This is a genomic window from Paenibacillus sp. tmac-D7 (assembly GCF_006519665.1).
Taxonomy (GTDB): domain Bacteria; phylum Bacillota; class Bacilli; order Paenibacillales; family NBRC-103111; genus Paenibacillus_G; species Paenibacillus_G validus.
This window is the reverse complement of sequence record NZ_VIDW01000012.1, coordinates 68584-87166: the sequence shown is the minus strand read 5'-3', so window position 1 is coordinate 87166 and position 18583 is coordinate 68584. Positions and strand designations below refer to the sequence as shown.

20 protein-coding genes are annotated in these 18583 nt (G+C 49.4%); 16 read left to right on the top strand and 4 right to left on the bottom strand.

Features of this window, described 5'->3' with window-relative positions; genetic code table 11:
- The first annotated feature begins 4 nt into the window (after positions 1-4).
- The gene (locus tag FKP33_RS10995) at positions 5-442 is read left to right on the top strand and encodes an OsmC family protein (RefSeq protein WP_141335009.1); all 438 of its coding nucleotides are present in this window, start codon (positions 5-7) and stop codon (positions 440-442) included.
- Positions 443-667: 225 nt separating this feature from the next.
- Positions 668-964 (top strand): DUF2325 domain-containing protein, encoded by a 297-nt coding sequence (locus FKP33_RS10990; protein ID WP_230876056.1) that lies wholly within the window; start codon positions 668-670, stop codon positions 962-964.
- A gap of 141 nt (positions 965-1105) precedes the next feature.
- Here the strand turns inward: FKP33_RS10990 and FKP33_RS10985 are convergent, their stop codons facing one another.
- Positions 1106-2017, bottom strand: a complete 912-nt coding sequence (locus tag FKP33_RS10985; RefSeq protein ID WP_127608418.1) for a LysR family transcriptional regulator — start codon at positions 2015-2017, stop codon at positions 1106-1108.
- Positions 2018-2264: 247 nt separating this feature from the next.
- On the opposite strand from FKP33_RS10985, the gene FKP33_RS27120 reads away from it, so the two are divergent.
- From FKP33_RS27120 to FKP33_RS10920, 14 genes are all read left to right on the top strand, one after another.
- Positions 2265-3272, top strand: coding sequence for a dihydroxyacetone kinase subunit DhaK (locus tag FKP33_RS27120; protein WP_201319252.1), 1008 nt, complete (start codon positions 2265-2267; stop codon positions 3270-3272).
- The gene (gene dhaL / locus FKP33_RS27115) at positions 3269-3931 is read left to right on the top strand and encodes a dihydroxyacetone kinase subunit DhaL (protein ID WP_164751858.1); all 663 of its coding nucleotides are present in this window, start codon (positions 3269-3271) and stop codon (positions 3929-3931) included. Before FKP33_RS27120 ends, dhaL begins: the two co-directional genes overlap by 4 nt.
- Before the next feature lie 20 nt (positions 3932-3951).
- Positions 3952-5040, top strand: coding sequence for an amidohydrolase family protein (locus tag FKP33_RS10975; RefSeq protein WP_230876055.1), 1089 nt, complete (start codon positions 3952-3954; stop codon positions 5038-5040).
- Between the two features lie 12 nt (positions 5041-5052).
- Positions 5053-5406, top strand: a complete 354-nt coding sequence (locus FKP33_RS10970) for a Rieske (2Fe-2S) protein (RefSeq protein ID WP_127608419.1) — start codon at positions 5053-5055, stop codon at positions 5404-5406.
- 58 nt (positions 5407-5464) lie between these two features.
- Positions 5465-6229, top strand: a complete 765-nt coding sequence (locus FKP33_RS10965; protein WP_141335067.1) for an ABC transporter ATP-binding protein — start codon at positions 5465-5467, stop codon at positions 6227-6229.
- Complete coding sequence (locus FKP33_RS10960; protein ID WP_127608421.1) at positions 6216-6920, top strand: ABC transporter ATP-binding protein; 705 nt, start codon at positions 6216-6218, stop codon at positions 6918-6920. Before FKP33_RS10965 ends, FKP33_RS10960 begins: the two co-directional genes overlap by 14 nt.
- A 31-nt stretch (positions 6921-6951) precedes the next feature.
- A complete protein-coding gene (locus FKP33_RS10955) occupies positions 6952-8202 on the top strand; it encodes an ABC transporter substrate-binding protein (RefSeq protein WP_127608422.1) in 1251 nt (416 codons plus the stop codon).
- A gap of 83 nt (positions 8203-8285) precedes the next feature.
- Positions 8286-9152, top strand: coding sequence for a branched-chain amino acid ABC transporter permease (locus FKP33_RS10950; protein WP_054799388.1), 867 nt, complete (start codon positions 8286-8288; stop codon positions 9150-9152).
- Positions 9149-10129 carry a branched-chain amino acid ABC transporter permease gene (locus FKP33_RS10945; RefSeq protein ID WP_127608423.1) on the top strand — a complete coding sequence of 327 codons (981 nt, stop codon included), beginning with the start codon at positions 9149-9151 and terminating at the stop codon, positions 10127-10129. The genes FKP33_RS10950 and FKP33_RS10945 overlap by 4 nt, the downstream gene beginning before the upstream one ends.
- A 323-nt stretch (positions 10130-10452) precedes the next feature.
- Entirely contained in the window at positions 10453-11331 is an 879-nt protein-coding gene (locus tag FKP33_RS10940) for an AraC family transcriptional regulator (protein WP_258313432.1), read from the top strand.
- Positions 11332-11362: 31 nt separating this feature from the next.
- A complete protein-coding gene (locus tag FKP33_RS10935; protein WP_141335007.1) occupies positions 11363-12667 on the top strand; it encodes an ABC transporter substrate-binding protein in 1305 nt (434 codons plus the stop codon).
- A gap of 63 nt (positions 12668-12730) precedes the next feature.
- Positions 12731-13636 (top strand): carbohydrate ABC transporter permease, encoded by a 906-nt coding sequence (locus tag FKP33_RS10930; RefSeq protein ID WP_127608425.1) that lies wholly within the window; start codon positions 12731-12733, stop codon positions 13634-13636.
- A 1-nt stretch (position 13637) separates the two neighbouring features.
- Complete coding sequence (locus tag FKP33_RS10925) at positions 13638-14459, top strand: carbohydrate ABC transporter permease (protein ID WP_054797722.1); 822 nt, start codon at positions 13638-13640, stop codon at positions 14457-14459.
- A 291-nt stretch (positions 14460-14750) separates the two neighbouring features.
- Positions 14751-17237: a glycoside hydrolase family 31 protein gene (locus FKP33_RS10920; protein WP_141335006.1), complete on the top strand. Its 2487-nt coding sequence runs from the start codon at positions 14751-14753 to the stop codon at positions 17235-17237.
- 131 nt (positions 17238-17368) lie between these two features.
- Here the strand turns inward: FKP33_RS10920 and FKP33_RS27110 are convergent, their stop codons facing one another.
- The 3 genes from FKP33_RS27110 to FKP33_RS10910 all read right to left on the bottom strand — a co-directional run bounded on the left by FKP33_RS27110 (position 17369) and on the right by FKP33_RS10910 (position 18571).
- On the bottom strand, positions 17369-17518 hold the full coding sequence (locus FKP33_RS27110) for a hypothetical protein (protein ID WP_164751859.1): 150 nt from the start codon (positions 17516-17518) through the stop codon (positions 17369-17371).
- Between the two features lie 69 nt (positions 17519-17587).
- The gene (locus tag FKP33_RS10915; protein WP_141335063.1) at positions 17588-17959 is read right to left on the bottom strand and encodes a hypothetical protein; all 372 of its coding nucleotides are present in this window, start codon (positions 17957-17959) and stop codon (positions 17588-17590) included.
- 156 nt (positions 17960-18115) lie between these two features.
- Positions 18116-18571 (bottom strand): hypothetical protein, encoded by a 456-nt coding sequence (locus FKP33_RS10910; RefSeq protein ID WP_141335004.1) that lies wholly within the window; start codon positions 18569-18571, stop codon positions 18116-18118.
- Positions 18572-18583: the final 12 nt, after the last annotated feature.

The following is an 18583-nucleotide window of genomic DNA, read 5'->3' as shown; positions in this document are numbered from 1 at the left end:
AAGTATGCTCGTAACGACCAAATGGCAAGGCAAACGCTCATTTCAATCGGTAGGCCCTTCCGGGTTCAGCATAAGCATGGACGCAACGCCGGCTTACGGCGGAGACGGAGAGGGGGCGACGCCGATGGAGCTTCTGCTGGCAGGCTTGGCAGGCTGCATCGGGATAGATATTACGATGATTTTGAATAATTTCTTGCATACGGTGGAGCACCTGGAGATCGATGCCGAGGGTTCCCGAAGAGAAGCGGCGCCCAAAGGCTTTAACGCCATCGAGCTGACGGTAAGGGTCGATGGGACGATCCCCGACTACCGCGTGTGGAACGCCATCGAGTTGGGAAGCAAAAAGTACTGCTCTGTGTCCGATTCACTGAATGCGGGTATCACGTACAGACTTATTCTTAACGGAATTGAAGTGCCCAATCCTAAAGCGCTGCCGCAATGAGCGAATAGGTAACTATACAAGCAAAATAACCGGCTGTTGCAGCCGGTTATTTTGCTTTACCTTGTAAACCGCTGATTAACCGGATGAGGTTGTTTTAGTTGAGACAAACACCCGCGCTGCTCATGGTACTAATAATCCGAGTAAACCGATTGACATTTACACATATTGAGTTAAAATAACCTTAACAGGTTTTGAAAGAGTCCAATGATAAGGGGGGAATTGAAAATGAAGACAGTTGCGATCATCGGAGGCAGTCAAACCGATACCTACAAAAAAATGGGTGAAAAGCGCGGTTTGATCGTCGTGCATCATAATGGAAAGACGGGTGGAGGCTCTGTAGAAAACTATTTTCAACGAATCATTAATAAAGCCGATGTTATTATAATCTTAAAAGGAGCGATCAAGCATACTTCGATGTGGGCCGTGCGCGAGCTCGCGGAAAAAAAGGGTAAGAAAATCGACTATCATGATGGCTTCGGTGCATCTGGAGCGTTAGAGAAGGCTCTACAAATAGTTGGATAATGAAGTTCAATAAAACCCCGCCAAAGGAGATGGCAGAAATAACCTGTTTATTAACGCCGTAGACCCTATTCCAGTGCAGCTGGAAGAGGGTCTATTCATCTGTGGACGAATGACTGTTCAGTCCGGCAACGAAGAACCCGTTCAACCGTTCCCCTTCTGGATCTCCAGCTTCAGCAGATTGAGGAATTTCTTGGCCGCGGGAGACAGCGGTTTATCCTTGGACCGGATCCAGCCGAAATACGTTCTGTGCTTTTGCTCGAAATCCGCGATGTCGACGGTAATGATATCCCCGTTGATGATGTAGGGATCGTAATGCACGATATTGCTGGTCCCGATGCCGATGCCCAGGCCTTCAATGGTCGCCCTTTTGATCACATCATTGCTGTCCGTTGTGAACAGGATCTTAAACGGCCCGTATTTGTCGGATAATTCCTTGACGAACTGTTTCACATTCTCACTCTTGTACAGGACCAGCGGATATTTCGCCAATTCCTCCGTAGTGATCGTACCGTTGAAGGCCAGAGGCGTATTTTTCCCTACATACACCTTCATCTTCGCTTCCAGAAGCTTCTCGAAATAAAAACTTTCATACGTTTTCAGCAGATCCTCAGGAATGGTGATCAGGCCAATCTCGGCGTGCTGCAGCCTTAAATCCTCGAGAATATCGCTTGTTCCTTTTTCGTTGATTTCGATATGGATATCGGGGTGATCGCTTCTAAAGGCTAACAGGGTGTTGAACAGCAGCATCATCATGTTGGGAATGACCGAAATTTTCAATTCGCCGGTTATCAGGCTTTTATGCATGTGTGCTTCCTGCCTCAGCTCCCGCAGATTGCTTAAAATTTCATAGGCTTTCTTAATGATCACTTTGCCTTCATCGGTTGGATAGGTTCCCATTCGTGACCGGTTGAAAATTTTAATGCCCAGCTCCTCTTCGAGACTGGTAATCGACTGGCTGATTCCGGATTGCGAAATATGCAGTTTTTCCGCCGCGATCGATATTGAACTCGTTTTGGCCACTTCAACGATATATTCCAATTGTTCAATATTCATCGTCTTACTCCCCGTATGAGTTAATAGTGCAGTATGCCTTCATCATACCATATTTCATGACATGGATTGCCGTCATGCAAGCTGCCCGGCCTGATCCATAACTTCAGCTTAACTAAAGATCACTATTATTAATTTTACATTAATTGCATTAATGCTATAAGATAAATCCATCCTTATGTAAGGGCTTTCAGTTTACGATATCGACTTAAGTGTAAGGGCTTGGAAAATGATCAGAGGAGCGATGGCCGTGAAAAAATTGATAAACAACCCGGAGCGGGTTGTAGATGAAATGATAGAAGGCTTCATCCATGCATTTGGAAACGATTATACCAAAGTGGACGGCATTAACGGAATTGTTCTTAAACACAAAAAAGACAAAGTCGGCCTTGTCATCGGGGGCGGCAGCGGTCATGAACCCCTGTTTCTCGGTTATGTGGGTGAGGGTTTGGCGGACGGGGCGGCGATCGGCCATGTGTTCGCTGCGCCGACTCCGAGCACCATACAAGGCGTAGCCAAAGCGGTCGATTCGGGCAGGGGTGTCCTGTTTCTGATCGTGAACTATGCCGGGGATGTGCTGAATTTCGAAATGGCGGCGGAGATGCTGGACATGGAGGGGCTGACAACCGCAACCGTACCTGTATATGACGATGTGGCCTCCGCGCCGCCGGAAAGAATCCATGACCGGAGAGGCGTTGCCGGATTCCTGTTTGTCCTCAAAGTCGCAGGAGCCGCAGCCGACCAGGGACACAGCCTGGATGAAGTCGTGCGGATCGCCCGGAAAGCAAGCGAGGCCACCCGCTCCGTATCCGTTGCGCTGTCACCGGGTACCATACCCGGCTCGGTTAAACCGTCGTTTACGCTCGCGGACGACGAAATCGAATTCGGCATGGGCATCCACGGCGAGCCTGGCATCAAACGAACAAAGCTGATGCAGGCGGACGAACTGACGGACAACATGCTGGATTACATGCTGGATGATCTTCCCTTCGCCAGCGGCGATGAAGTCTGCGTGCTGGTCAACGGTCTCGGCTCAACGACGCTTATCGAACTTATGATCGTCAATCGCAGAGTGTCCCGGGTTTTGGCCGGGCGCGGCATTGCCATCCATGACACTGTAATCGGAAATTATTGTACAACGATGGAAATGGGAGGCGTTTCGATCTCGCTGATCCGATTGGACGACGAGCTGAAACGGTATTACAACCATCCCGCACAATCCTCTTTTTATCATAACATGCACAGACAGGAGCGATGATCGTGGAGAACACGTTAAACGTACAGATGACCTGTGATTTGTTCCGGTTTGTCGGCGAGAGGATCATCGAAAGCAAACCGATCCTTACGGAGGTTGACGGTGCCATCGGCGACGGCGATCATGGCATCGGCATGTCTATCGGTTTTACGGCGGCCATCCAGAAATTGAACGAAACCGAGATGACGAGCATCAACGATATTTTCAGAACGATCGGCATGTCCATGATCAACTCCATGGGCGGCGCGTCGGGCATCATCTTTGGCACCATGTTTACAGGCGGCGTGAAAAACATGCCGGTCATGGACCGGATCGATTTGGAAACGCTGTCAACCATCATGGAAAATGCGTTGAAAGCGGTCAAGGAACGCGGAAAGGCCGACCTCGGGGATAAGACGATGATTGATGCTCTGCAGCCGGCCGTTGCCACGCTGCGGAAATATGCGGATAAATCCGCCAGTTTGCTAGACGCGCTGAAGGCAGCGGAAGAAAGCGCGCGAGTCGGCGTGGAGAATACCAAGCAGTATGTATCCAGGTTTGGCCGGGCGAAAGCGCTGGGAGAGCGGGCGATCGGACACCAGGATGCCGGAGCCACCTCCGTCTGGATCATTTTCCGCGCGATGGCCGCCTGGATCGAAAATAGGAAAGCTGTCAGCAGCTAATGGACAAGGAGATGTCAAGTATGAGCATAGCCCCTAAGTTAATCGATACGGACGTACACAACTCGATGGCCGACAGGAAGGACCTGCTTCCGTATTTGCCCAAAGCGTGGCATCAGCAATGGATGGAGTACGGTTACGGCATGGAAGGCTCCAAAACCTGGTCTCCTGTAGGCGTGCTGCGCAAAGACGCCGTTCCTGACAACGGCGGTACAGTGGCAAGCGATCCTTACTTCGTATTGAAGGACCATATATACAAATACGGCATCGATTACGCGATCTTAACCGGCACCCCGTACATGAATGCGATTTCGCTCTGCTACGATCCGGACTATGGCAATGTGCTCGCGTCGGCGCTGAACGACTGGACTGTGGAAACGTGGTTGAAGGCGAGCCCTCATTATAAAGGCTCCATTCATGTGAACCATTCAGATCCGGCTGCGGCCGTCAAGGAAATCGAACGGATGGCCGGCCATAAAGATATGGTCCAAATTATTATGTGCAGCGCTGCAAGAGTGCCGTACGGTCAGCGGTTCTACCATCCGATCTATGAAGCTGCCGAACGGCACGGACTGCCGGTCGCCGTTCATCCCGGCTTGGAAGGCTTGGGCCCGACCTATCCTCCTACCCCTTCCGGCTATCCGACGCGGTTTATGGAATGGGAAAACGTGCTTCCCCTCAACTTTATGACGCACGTGAACAGCCTGGTCTGCGAAGGGGTATTCGAGAAATTCCCGGCATTCAAATTTGTCGCCATTGAAGGCGGCGTATCCTGGCTTCCGCATCTGATGTGGAGGATGGACAAAAACTACAAGGCGCTCCGGGATACGGTTCCCTGGCTGAAGAGACTGCCGTCCGAATATATCAAGGAGCATATCCGGCTGACTACGCAGCCGATCGAGGAGCCGGTCAGCCCTGAACATCTGGTACAAATCTACAAAATGAGCGGTGCGGAGGATGTCGTCATGTATTCTTCGGATTACGCGCATTGGGATTATGATCCCCCTAAGGTAGCGCTTGCCCCCTTCCCCAGGGAGATGAGGGAGAAAATAGGTGCCGGAAACGCGATGGAGCTGTACGGATTGAAGGAAGCGGTTTCAACAACCGTGTAGAGGAGGACGTAGATGAACAAGTACGCAGCTGCCAAGGTCGCCGAGTTGGCGGAGCGCGGCCGGAAGGTCGTTACAGTGAATGGAATCGAAATCGGGATTTTTCTTGTAAACGGGCAATACTTCGCTTGGCGCAACATGTGCCCGCATGCCTACGCGCCGGTATGTGTCGGGATGGTGTGCGGTACCCACCTTCCGTCAGATGTGTATGAATATGAATTCGGACGCGAACAGGAAATATTGCGCTGTCCCTGGCACGGATGGGAATTCGACCTCCGTACAGGGGAGCATCTGGTGAATAGCGGAACGAAGCTCAGGGGATATCCCGTGGAGCAGGACGGCGAGGACTTATATTTGGTATTCAAATAACGACAAAACGCATAATCGCCTGCAAGAACTGCATCGGTGATTACCTGGAGGTGCCTGCATGCTGGAGTTAACGGATGTGAGCAAGCACTACGGCGGCATTAAAGCCGTCGATAAGGTGAGCTTCAAAGTTTATCCGAACGAAGTCGTAGGTCTGATCGGGCCCAACGGATCAGGAAAGACGACCATGATGGACCTGATTTCGGGGCATACCCCTCTGACAAGCGGCCACATCGTATTCAACGGCCAAGATATTACGCGTCACAACGCGACGAAGATAGCCCGTGCCGGTATTCGGAGAACGTTTCAGACAACAAGCCTTTTTAAGGACTGTACGGTATTGGAGAACTTGTCCATAGCCTCCCATCTCGAGGACAAGCGATCATTGTTTAATGTGACGACACGCAAACAAAGCCAGCTCAACATCGAGCATAAATCGCTTGAGCTGCTGGAGTTCGTCGGGATCGACAGCGCCTATGCGGACCGGTCCGTATCGGAGCTTAGCACGGCGGATCAGCGGCGGCTTATGGTCGCGATGGCGATGGTCGGCGATCCGGCCTTCATTCTGCTCGATGAACCGTCGGCAGGGATGATTGTCGGGGAGCGCGACGATTTTCAACATCTCCTTCTGAAAATTAAAAACCGGGGCATCTCCATCCTGATTGTTGAGCATCATATGCGCTTGTTGTCCAAAATTTGCGACAGGATGGTTGTGCTGAACTTTGGAAAAGTGATAGCCGACGACAAACCGGAGATCGTCCAGCGGGACCCGGTCGTCGTTGAAGCCTATCTGGGAAGGGGAAGTGCAGCTCATGCTCACGGTTGAAAATTTGCATGTTTCCTGGGGAAGCCTCGAGGTGCTGCATGGGATCAGCTTCACGGCGAAGGAAGGCCAGACAACGGTTGTGCTGGGCCCGAACGGAGCGGGAAAAACATCGACGATGAAGGCGGTACTGGGATTGGCCCGAATCACCCGGGGGTCCATTACATTCAACGGCGTGGACATTACCCGCATGTCTCCTCGGGAACGCATTCTGCAGGGGATTGCGCTCTGTCCGGAAGGAAGGCAGGTGTTCCCCACGCTTACGGTTAAAGAGAACCTGGAGCTGGGCGGGTATCTCCGGTCGGACGCATCGGCCATCCGGAGCGATGTGGAAAGGCTTGTCGAATGGTTCCCGATTCTGAAGGATCGCTGGACGCAGCCGGCCGCTAACTTGAGCGGCGGGGAGCAGCAGATGCTTGCCGTGGCGAGAATGCTCATGTCGCGGCCCCGGATGGCGCTGCTGGATGAGCCGTCTCTGGGGCTGGCCCCTATGATGGTCGAGAAAATCGGAGAGATCGTGAACAAGATCCGCGAGGAAGGTACGTCCGTTCTGCTGGTGGAACAGAATGCCAATATGGCTTTATCGGTTTCCGATTACGCTTATGTCCTGGATGCCGGTTCCATCGTGAAGGGAGGGTCGACCGAAGAGGTGAAGACGGATTCGATCGTACAAAGCGTTTATCTGGGTGTCTAGCCTTACAAATCCATTAAAGGGGAACAAACATATGAAAAAAACAAGGCTGGTTATGATTGTAGCAATGTTGGTTTCTGTATTTGCAGCGGGGTGCGGGAACTCGTCGTCGTCTTCTTCCGAACCGACGATCGTCATCGGGGAGACCGAGCCGCTTTCCGGACCGCTTGCCGTTTATGGCGTGCCGCAAAATAACAGCATCAAGCTCGCCGTCAAACATATCAATGAGCGGGGCGGAATCGACGTCGGGGGGAAGAAACATAGGATTGAGCTGGTTTCGCTCGACGATCAATTCAACCCGACAACCGCACTTAGCAATATCAAGAAAATGGTGGAGCACGAGAAGATCCAGTTTCTCGTCGGTTTCATGAGCGGCTCCTCGGTAATGCCCGCCTTTCCTTACATTAAAGAAAATAAGCTTCCGACCCTTGTCGGCGTAGCTCCCGACAAAGCGATCACGGCAACGAACAACCCCTACGTCTTCCACGTCCGCCCGCCGAGTGACTTCACGGGCCTGACGAGCGGAAGGTTTATCGGCGAAGAGCTGAACGTAAAAACGATGGCTGTGGTCGGTACGACCGCCCAAGGGTTCTTCAAGGACCTGATCGAGGGTGTACAGCAGGGGCTTCAATCCACCGGCGGCAGCATCACAACGGTACAGGGCTTCAAAGTCGGAGATCAGGATATTACGGCACAGCTGACAGCGGCAATCGCGACGAAACCGGATGCCATTTACGTCGGGGCCGACGTAGAATCAGCGGCGTTCGTCTATAAACAAGCCAAAGAATTGGGATATAAGGGCCGACTGCTCGGTTTCAACGGAGGCTCGAAGGCACAGTTTGAGAAAATTGTTTCCGCCGATGTGCTCGAAGGCATCTACGACATGATTCCGGCAGAAATCAATCCGTCCGATCATTCGATCAACGGTCCATACGCGCAGACCTTCCTGGATAAATATAAAGCGGAATATAACGTGGAAGCGCCGCCAAGCACCGGCTACGGTTACGATCTGATGAACATTCTGGCCGCGGCGATCGAGCAGGCTGGAACGACGGACGCGGATGCGGTCGTGAAAGCGCTGAACGAGATGCCGGTTCCGAAAGAGCATATGACGATGAAATGGATCCCGGTGGAAGGCAAGATGTTTGACAAGAACAATCAGGCCTATGTGCCGAATGCAAGCTTCGTATGGACGGGCGGAGATAAGAAGGTCCATAAAGAAATGAACAGCCCTGTCCAAGAATACTCGGAAGGATTGGCCAAAATCAGAAACGCGTCCAAGTAAACAAAAGCGAGGATGGCCGGGCCGCCGATACGCTTCGGACGGGTCCGGCCAAACGAACATAGGCTTCGAACGGAGGGACTATATTGAATGAGCTTTTGCAGCAGTTGGCGAACGGGTTGGTCATGTCCAGCCTGTACCTGCTCCTTGCGTTAGGTTTGTCTTTGGTATTCGGGGTTCTGCATATTCCTCATTTTGCATTCGGGTCGGTCGCGGTGCTCGGCGGATATTTCGGCTTGGTGTTTATCAATCGGATGGGCTTTCCCATCTGGATATCCATCCTGCTGGCGATCGCGATTTCAACGGCAGCGGGCATTCTGCTGGAGCGGCTCCCGTACAAGAACGCGAATGAGCTGCCTCCCCTCAATATATTTATTATTTCACTGGGACTGATGACGTTCCTGAATAATACGATGCAGCTGATCTTCGGGCCGGACCAGTTCCAGGTCAAATTGGACGCGGGAGGCATGATCAAGCTTGGTCCCGTTATGCTTACCGAACTGCGCTTGATTCTGATCCTGACCGCAATCAGCATTACGGTGGCGACAGCCGTTATTTTGAAGAAGAGCAAGCTGGGCACAGCGATTCGTGCCGTCGCCGAGAACCGTGAAGCAGCCCTGCTGATGGGCATCAGCATCAAAGGCATATCGGCATTTGTATTTGGCTTTGCCTCGGCTGTAGGCGCCCTCGTCGGCATCTTGTATGGAGGATTGTATTCCCTGGTCCCGACCCGGGGCAACGATCTGATCTTTTTCGGTTTTGCGGCGCTCGTATTGGCCGGAATGGGCAACCTCATGGGAACGATCATATCCTGTTTGATTATCGGCATCTTCCAATCTCTGACCATCGGATACATTTCGAGCCATTATTCAACCGTAGCGGTTTTCGTGATGATCATTCTGGTTCTTGTGTTTAAGCCGATGGGGTTGTTTGCCAAGGAGGTCAGGCGATGAAAACGATCCTGAACCGCGGCTCCCTGCTGTCGATCGCCCTCGTCCTTCTGGCCGCCGTGATCCCTCTGTTCACCACGTCTTCTTATTACCAGGGCCTTTTCATATTAACGTTCATATGGATCGTGGTGAATCAGGGCTTAAACATTATTCTTGGATTTACAGGCTATACGTCGCTGGTGCAGGGCGGACTGTTCGGCGTCGGAGCCTATATAACGGCTATTTGCGCGACTACGTTCGGCATGAACGTTTGGTCCGCAGCACTGATCGCCATCGCGGGCAATGGTCTGATCGCTTTGACGCTTGCCTTAATTGTGTTTCGGACCAGCGGTCATTTCTTTGCGATTCTGACATTGTCGATGTCCCTTATTCTGGATGAGCTTTTTCATAATCTGGCCATTACCGGCGGGAATCTCGGAATCTCCGGAGTACCCGGCTTATTCCCGAGCTCATGGCCGAGAGAGACCTACTATTATTTCGTGCTGGCGGTCATGCTGCTCGCAATCGCATTCGTAGCCTGGCTGCGCAAGTCGCGACTCGGTTACGGACTGCGCGGCATCGGCTCGAATGACAGGCTGGCGGCCAGCGTAGGCGTTCCGCTGTATGTGTACAAGACGGCTTCATTTGTATTGTCGGCTTTGTTTGCCGGCGTGGGCGGGGTTTTGTACGTCTATTTTACCGGGTTTGTCAGCCCGGCGCCCTTCAACGTCGCGGCATCGATGGCGTGTCTGCTTGCCGTTGTCATCGGCGGTTCGGGAACGCTGCTCGGCCCGGTATTGGGATCGATCCTGCTCGTGTTTTTACCGGCCTGGCTGCAAAACTTCCAGGATTACCAGTTGACCATCTACGGCCTGGCCGTCATCTTAATCATCCGGTTTATGCCGAAAGGGCTGGTTGGGCTAGGGCGTTATTTCAAGCGGAATAAAGCGGTGCCGAAACCGGCAAAAACAGGCGGCGAGGAAATATCTCTGCAACGATAAGATACTGTTCGAACAGCAAATAAACTTATGATCATGAGGTCATAAGTTTTTTTTATTTCTAAATCTTGAAATTGTAGTAGAAAGTTGAAAGCGCCCAGCCGGCCATATGGATGATTAAAAGCATGGCTAATACGGCTTCAATAGCGTTCCCTTTCAACTGGATTTGGATTGCGCGCAACGTTTAATAAATCTCACCTATTTTCAGCAATTCTGATTAAATTAACAGCAATATCCGTTATTTCAATGGCTGACATGTGTGGTATTATTGATCACGTAGCAGTCGTTTTATGTCGAATCAAATATACAAATAGTACTATTGAGGGGTGGTACTGATTTCTTTAATAATTCACACTCCGACGAATCTTGCTCTCCGAAGAAATGGAATTTATGTTCGAGCGGATCAAAGCGAATGGCAGTATAATTGGCCGGTTCATACGCATGAAGGCTTTGAAATTTATTATTTCATTCGCGGGAGCGCCAATTACATTATCGGTGAGGATATTTATGATTTGTCGCCAGGTGACATGCTGCTATTTCGCGGCAGCACGATTCATAGAGTGAATCCTGCGAAAGACGTTCCCTATGTCCGGAGTTATGTTAACTTTACGGAATTGTTTCTCAAGGAGCAATTACCGTCCGAGATGTATCAGAAATTGTTATCGTTGTTTGACGCCCCCGGCGGCTTGCTGATTCGCTGGGCACTCGACGAGCAAGGTGAAATTGAGAGCGGTTTCCGACTTTTACAGCAAGAAATTGAACGCGAAGCGTTCGGATACGAAGTGATTCTGAAGACGTATCTTGCGCAATTGTTAATTAAGATTTACAGGAAGTCCAAGCATCTGGTCGAATTTTCGCCTACTGAACAGCCGTCCCATAGTCAGGCGAATGTAAGGCGAATTTTGCAGTACATTAACCAGCATTTCACAGAAAACATCACGCTGGCCGATCTTTCGAAAGCGCTCCATTTGAACAAATATTACATTTGTCATTCTTTTAAGGAAGTCACGGGATACACGGTTAACAATTATTTGATGAGCAAGCGGATTGAAGAGGCCAAGAAGCTGTTGCTGACGACGGATGAACCGGTTAGTGCTATCGCAGAAAAAATCGGCTTCAACACTTCGGTGCATTTCAGCCGTTCGTTTAAGCAGTATGCCGGAGTGTCGCCGCAAATTTTTCGAAAAGTAAGCGTTAGCAAATGACCATGTTGATTATAAGAGGGAGTTGATTGCAATGAGAAAAAGCTTCAAATTTGTATCGGTTACTCTGATTTTGGTTATGTTAGCCTTGATGTCTCTTGCTTGCGGCAAGAAAGACGACGCTCCTGCAGCTTCGGACGGCAAGAAAAATGCGACGCTTGATTTCGTATGGTTCTCGGATGGCGTCGAAGGCGGAGTCATGAAGGACATTATTAAAGATTACGAAGGAAAAAATCCGAACATTAAAATCAATTTAATTGAAATTGCTTACAAGGATTTATCGACCAAAATGAAGACGATGGTCGCCGGAGGAAAGCCGCCGGCACTTGCGCGGATCAGCACAACTGAGATCGGGGCGTTCTCCAATCAGGCGTTGGATCTCGCAACTTATGTCGGAGGCGTCGATAAATTTACAGAGCAATTTATCGATTCCATTAAACCTTACTACGTGGTCGACAATAAAGTTATTGCCGCTCCGATGGATGTGACGGCAAACGGATTGATTTATAACAAGACGCTTTTTGACAAAGCCGGAGTGAAGGTGCCTACTTCTCCCGATGCTGTATGGACTTGGGACGAATTCAGTGCAGCTTTGAAGCAGGTTATGGAAAAGGGCGGAGCCAAATACGGGATGGTATGGGACTTCACGCCACATCGCTGGTCCACGCTGCTGTACCAGTTCGGCGGCAGCATGATCAGTCAAGACGGCACGAAAGCAACGATTAACAATGAAGCGGGCGTTCAAGCGGCCGATTATTTCAAAAAGCTGCACAAGGATGGCGTCATGCCGATTTCCGTTTGGCTCGGCGGCGAAAACCCGAACAACCTATTCCGTTCCGGTACGGTAGCCGCACATTTGGCCGGAAACTGGATGGTCAGCAACTACAAAGACATTACCAACTTCGAGTGGGGCGTAACGTATATGCCGAAGGCGAAGCAGCGCTCCTCCGTTCCTGGCGGTAAATTCGTGATGGCCTTCAAAAACTCCGGTGTAGAGAAAGAAGCGGCGAGCTTCATCGAATACTTGTCCAGCAAGGAAGTGAACTCGAAATTTAATAAAGAATCTTTGTTCATGAGTCCGCGCAAAGACAGCAGCAAGCTGGATTATGCATTCGGCAAAGAGATGTTCGAAGTATTCGCTAACGAGTTGAATAACACGGCTCCAGCCGCAGCTGAAGATTGGTCCAAGCAAGGCATCGTTCCGAAATTCAGCAACGATTTGAAAAATAATTTGGTCGAGGTCATCACCGACAAATCAACGGCCAAAGAAGCTATGGATAAAACAGCTAAAGCGATCGACAAAGCCATTAGCGACGATAAGAAAGACGATAAAAAATAATAGGTTGAAGGCTGCTGCGATAGGCGGCAGCCTTTGATTTTTATTAGGAAAGGGGAAGTAATAATGTCAGCGCATGCTATGGATACCGGGATGAAGAAAAAGTCGCGGCCGAAAAAAAAGCTACAACTAGCTCCGTATTTATTTGTCTTGCCTAACTTTTTGATTTTTTCCGTGTTTATTGTGATCCCGACGCTTATCGGTTTTGTATATTCCTTTCACGAGTACGACGGGTTAAATCCGATGAGCTTTGTAGGTATCGATAACTACAAAGAAGTATTCGCCAATGAGGAGTTCTGGACGGCCCTGAGCAAGACCGCTTTGTATGCGGCCACTGTGGTGCCCGGTATTTATTGCTTATCATTGGCCGTAGCGATACTGCTTATTCAGCAAATTAAGCTTAGGGGTTTGTTCAGAGCCATTTTTTATTGGCCGACTATGATTTCATTCATCATTGTCGGTTTGACCTGGAAATGGATTTTCGGAGATTTCGGTATTTTAAATTATGTGTTAACCCTTGTCGGAGCGGAGCCGGTTCACTTTCTATCTGATCCGACTTATGCCAATCTGTCGGTTATTGTAGCGACCCTGTGGTCGCGGGTCGGGTTTTTCATGGTCATCTTCATGGCCGGTCTGCAGGTCATCCCGAACGATTATTACGAAGCGGCGCATCTCGACGGCGCATCCAAGCTGCGTTCCTTCTGGAGCATCACGCTGCCTCTTCTGAAGCCAACGAGCCTGCTGGTCATCATGATTTCGTTAATTGACGCGTTTAAGGCGTATCCGCTGATGTTCGCTCTTACGGGCGGCGGTCCGGGAAGAGAGACGACATTTATCGTTCAATATATTTATGAGATCGGCTTCGCCAAGCAAGAGCTCGGTATGGCAAGCTCCATGTCGGTCGTATTGTTCGCGCTCATTGCCGTTTTTACCGTCGTGCAATTCAAGCTCTCCAAAGGAGGCGCAAACTAATATGGAAATGAAACCGCTGGTTAGAATATCGGTGTATACGCTGTTAATTGTTTTTGGATTGTTTTGGTTGTTTCCGGTACTTTGGGTCGTACTCTCGGCTTTCAAGACGAACACGGATCTGTATAGTTTTCCTCCGAGCCTTTTTCCGAAGACCGTGACGTTTGAGCATTTCATCGCTGCATTTGATAAAGGGAACTTTGGGGCTTATTTCATCAACAGCACCATCGTCACCGTTTCTTCGACGCTGCTGCTGCTGCTTATCAATTCTATGGCTGGATTCGCCTTGGCCAAGTACCGATTTAAAGGCGATACGTTCCTCTTGGTCGGATTTATTTCCACCTTGATGATTCCTCTGGAAGTCATCATGATTCCGATTTTTAAGGTGATCAGTTTTCTCGGGCTGTACAACAATTTGCTCAGCATCATTATTCCTCCAGCGGCAACGCCAACAGGTGTGTTCCTGCTGAGACAATATTTGCTTTCCGTTCCGGATGAACTGCTGGAAGCGGCGCGGATAGACGGCGCATCCGAGTGGAGGATCTACTCGCGAATTATTTTGCCGGTCTGCAAGCCAATCCTGGCGGTACTGGCGATCTTCTCCTTCATGTGGCGTTGGGATGATTTCTTGTGGCCGCTGATCGGGATCAGTGATCCTTCCTTGTACACGATTCAACTCGCGCTTTCCAATTTCATCGGGGAGTTCAATGTGGATTGGGGCAGTTTGCTTGCGATGTCCGTAATTACGATGATACCGGTTCTTGTCGTGTTCCTGATGTTCCAGCGCTATTTTGTCAGCGGCATGGTAACTTCGGGGATGAAATAAAGGATCATGAATCATAACAACTTGACCGCCGCAGCTATGGAGGCTATGGCTATTTTTTCTCGATAGCAAGGTGTATGGAACAAATAAGGGGAAGCGGCAATTAGGGGACAATATCGGTTAAATATATAGCAACAATTGCAAAGTAAAAAAACGAGGAAATGCTATGATGAATATAAGATACCGGTTAATTCCGTTGGAACGAACTTGGTTGATCGTATAACAGAATGATTAACATGTATCGGATATTGTGGTGGATATCAAAATGGTTTGGTAGGGAAGGGGTAAGGAATTATGCTGGTAAGCAACACATTACTGCAGGTCATCGAAGGGCATAATTATTTGGATCTCATTACAAATGCAGCCAGATACCGAATTATTTTGATGAAAGACGAGGTGATTCGAATCCGGTGCTCCTTCGACGAACAATTCGTTGAAGAGGCTTCCTACGTTCTCGCGATGACGGCTTGGGAAGATAAATTGGACTCCATCGTCGACGGCCGGAAAAAAATAGAGGCGCTTCCCGTTAACTATCAAGATTCGGACACGCAATTCGTGCTATCAACGCAAAAGTTGAACGTCATTATCCATAAACAGCCTTTTGCTATCGAAATTCAAGATAAACAGGGTACGGTGCTTCATGCGGATTTGAAGGAAAGATCCTATGTCAAAGACAAGCAAGGCCGGTTGTATCACTATTCGTGTATGAACGATGAGGACTATTTCTACGGCTTCGGCGAGAAGGCCGGCGCTTTGAACAAGAAAAAAAGAAGAATGCGTATGCACAATGTGGACACGCTCGGTTACGACTCCGAACATACGGACCCGTTGTACAAGCATATTCCCTTTTATATAAAGCTCAACGGCAAAACTCAGCAGGCGACCGGGCTATTCTACCACAATTCCTGCGATTCGGTCTTCGATATGGGCTGTGAGCGGAGCGGCTATTGGAACCCTTATTCGTATTTTTGTGCGGACGGCGGGGAACTGGACATCTTCTTTATGTATGGACCGGAAATAAAAGACGTCGTACGTCATTACACCGATTTAACCGGTAAAACGATTTTGCCTGCCAAGTATTCCCTCGGGTATATGGGTTCCACCATGTACTATACCGAGCTGGAGAAAGATTCCGACAAAGCGATTTTGAGCTTCCTGGACAAATGCAAGGAAGAAGGCATTCCGTGCGACGGGTTCTTCATGTCGTCCGGCTATACGACGGGTCAAGACGGAAAGCGCTATGTTTTCAATTGGAACAACGACAGGTTCCCGGATCCTAAGGCGTTTATCGGGGAGCTCATGCAGAAAGGCGCAGCGCTCGTGCCGAACATTAAGCCGGGTATGCTGACTACGCATCCGTTGTACAAGGAATTTGACGAAGCGGGAGCTTACGTAAAGGACCAGAACGGGGAAGGCCCGCAAACAGACCGCTATTGGGGCGGCCCGGCATCGTTCGTGGATTTTACGAATCCCGAAGGCAGAGCGCTGTGGAAGAAGCACCTGAAGGAATCCTTCATCTCACTCGGGGTCACTTCCATTTGGAATGATAACAACGAATATGAAATTAACAATGAGGACGCGTTATGCGATTTTGAAGGCGAAGGTAAACCGATCAGCGAGCTGCGTCCGATCATGCCGAACCTGATGGCCCAGATGGCCAAGGAGGCGATTGCCGAGGTCGAACCGAACATCAGGCCGTACATTGTGAACCGGGCGGGCTTCGCGGGCATCCAGCGGTTTGCCCAGACGTGGGCCGGAGACAACAGCACAAGCTGGAAGAGCCTGAAATTCAATATACCCGTTATTCTGGGCATGGGACTTTCGGGCGTGGCTAATCAAGGCTGCGATATCGGGGGGTTCTTCGGTCCGGCGCCGGAACCGGAGCTGTTCGTGCGCTGGGTGCAGAACGGTATTTTTCAGCCCAGGTTCTCCATTCATTCCTGCAATACCGACAATACCGTGACCGAGCCTTGGATGTACCCTTCTTATACGAAGTATATCCGTGAAGCCATCCAGCTTCGCTACAAGCTGGCGCCTTATTTCTACTCCCTGCTGTTCGAAGCTTCCACAGAAGGTTCGCCGGTTATGCGCCCGCTGGTTTATGAGTTCCAGCAGGATGCCCGGGTATGGGAAGAGAGCTTTGACTTCATGCTCGGACGCTCCATCCTGGTTGCGAACGTGCTGGAGGAACAGGCCAAGACGAGAAAAGTATACTTGCCGAAAGGCTGCGATTGGATCGAGTGGAACAGCAAAAAACGGTATGCGGGGGGACAAACGATTGAGTTTGACGTTACCCTGGCCTCCATTCCGATGTTCCTCCGGACCGGTGCGATTGTGCCGATGGCTGTCGGTCTGAATAACCTCCATCAAGACGTGATGGAAGAGCTGCGGCTGATCATTGAACCGTCGGAAGATGCGAGCTTCGTGCTGTATGAGGATGACGGGCTGACCAATGATTATCAGCGTGGAGCTTATCTGCAGACGACGATCCGCGTGAAAGCCGGCCAAGAAACCGTCATTTCGTTCTCAAACGAAGGTGAATATGACAGTACGCTGAAAACGTTGGTGATCGACTTGATTTGCAAAGAGATCGCTCCGGTTCAAGTGAAGCTGCAGGGCAGGAAGCTTGCCATGTTCCTGGATCCCAAGGAATGGAATGACCAAGCGGAAGGCTGGTACTACGATACGGAACAAAAAACGGCTAAAATTAAATATCCTCAGCTACAAACAGATTACGAGGTAAGCGTTCATTTTGACGTGAAGGATCTGATTTCCATTTAGCAGGATATGCCCTGATTCATAAGGGAAATAGGTGTTGAATCATGAAGAAACCGTTCTGTACAGAACGGTTTCTTCATGATATCCCCAGGTGCCGTAACCTGCCCAGGTATCGTTCTCAGCAGCTTTGGAGACTACTCGTCAGCCGCTTCTCCGGCCAGTTTATCGATGATTTGCTCAACGGCTTCACTTAGGAGATCCGTAGGCGTGATGTCTTCCTGGTCAGCGGGTGTAGGAATACTGTTATTCGTGAAGTGTTCGAAGTAATCTTCTTTATTTTCCATGGATGAGCCTCCGGACTGCAGGATTACAAGTATGATTTGTTTACGGAGACCATCATATGCATAGAATTCCTATAAAAACTTGTTTTCGGTTTCTTTTCGTTTATCGAGACTTAATTTGATGAACAGCTGGGTCAATTCATTGGTAGGGTTGTCCAAGATAACATTTTGATTGTTCATATGAATGTGCTCTATAGACCAACTATGGAACAGAAGCTTTCCTTCCGTTTCAAGTCCCTCAAACGCAAAATCTCCTGCGTATTGATAAACACCTTGCTTATCTTTGAGAAGTATATCAAGACGTTTGGAGCTTATATGGATGCTCAGCAAAATATTTTCGCCCATCTCGACAAGCATGGTGCCTCCGCGAACGCCCAAGCCAAGCTTGTACCAACGTCCGGATAACGACTCTGCAAGCGTAAAATCATCAGGGAATTCACTCATAAAATCACCTTTTTGCATTTTTATTTAGAATACCACGAATTGAAAAAAGATATAAACGGGCAAGGGAATCTGAGTATGGATTTACATGCGGCATGCAGACAAGCCGCCTCCAACTTCCGGAAGCGGCTGCTATGAGTAATGGGGGATATATAGAATTTATTGCAGCTGGCTTTGACTGCTTTGTTGGGCTATAAGGTCTCTGGTCCAATCGATCATGCCATTCATCATATTCAAGATGAGGCTGATTACATCTTCATTGGTTAACGCCGATTTTTTTTGGTTGGTTGCGATATATTCTTGCATTTTCATTTCCAAAGCATCCGTTAAATCTTTGAGTTTTAAAAAATCGACAGCGATATCATTAATTTGCTGTCCGCTATTCGTGGCTGCGTCTTGATTACCGTTGCTTTGTTTATCGCTTTGGCTGCTGCTGCTTTGATGATTCCCATTATTTTCGTTACTGCTTTGATTCGTGCCGTTGTTTTGATTATTTTTATTATTATTGGATTGATTTCGGATTAAATCTTTAATTTGTTGCAATTCCTGGGTTAATAATTGGTTTTGTTCGGTTAAGCCATCGATCTGTTCCTTGATTTCACGGTTGCTTATCATAAAAATCTCCTT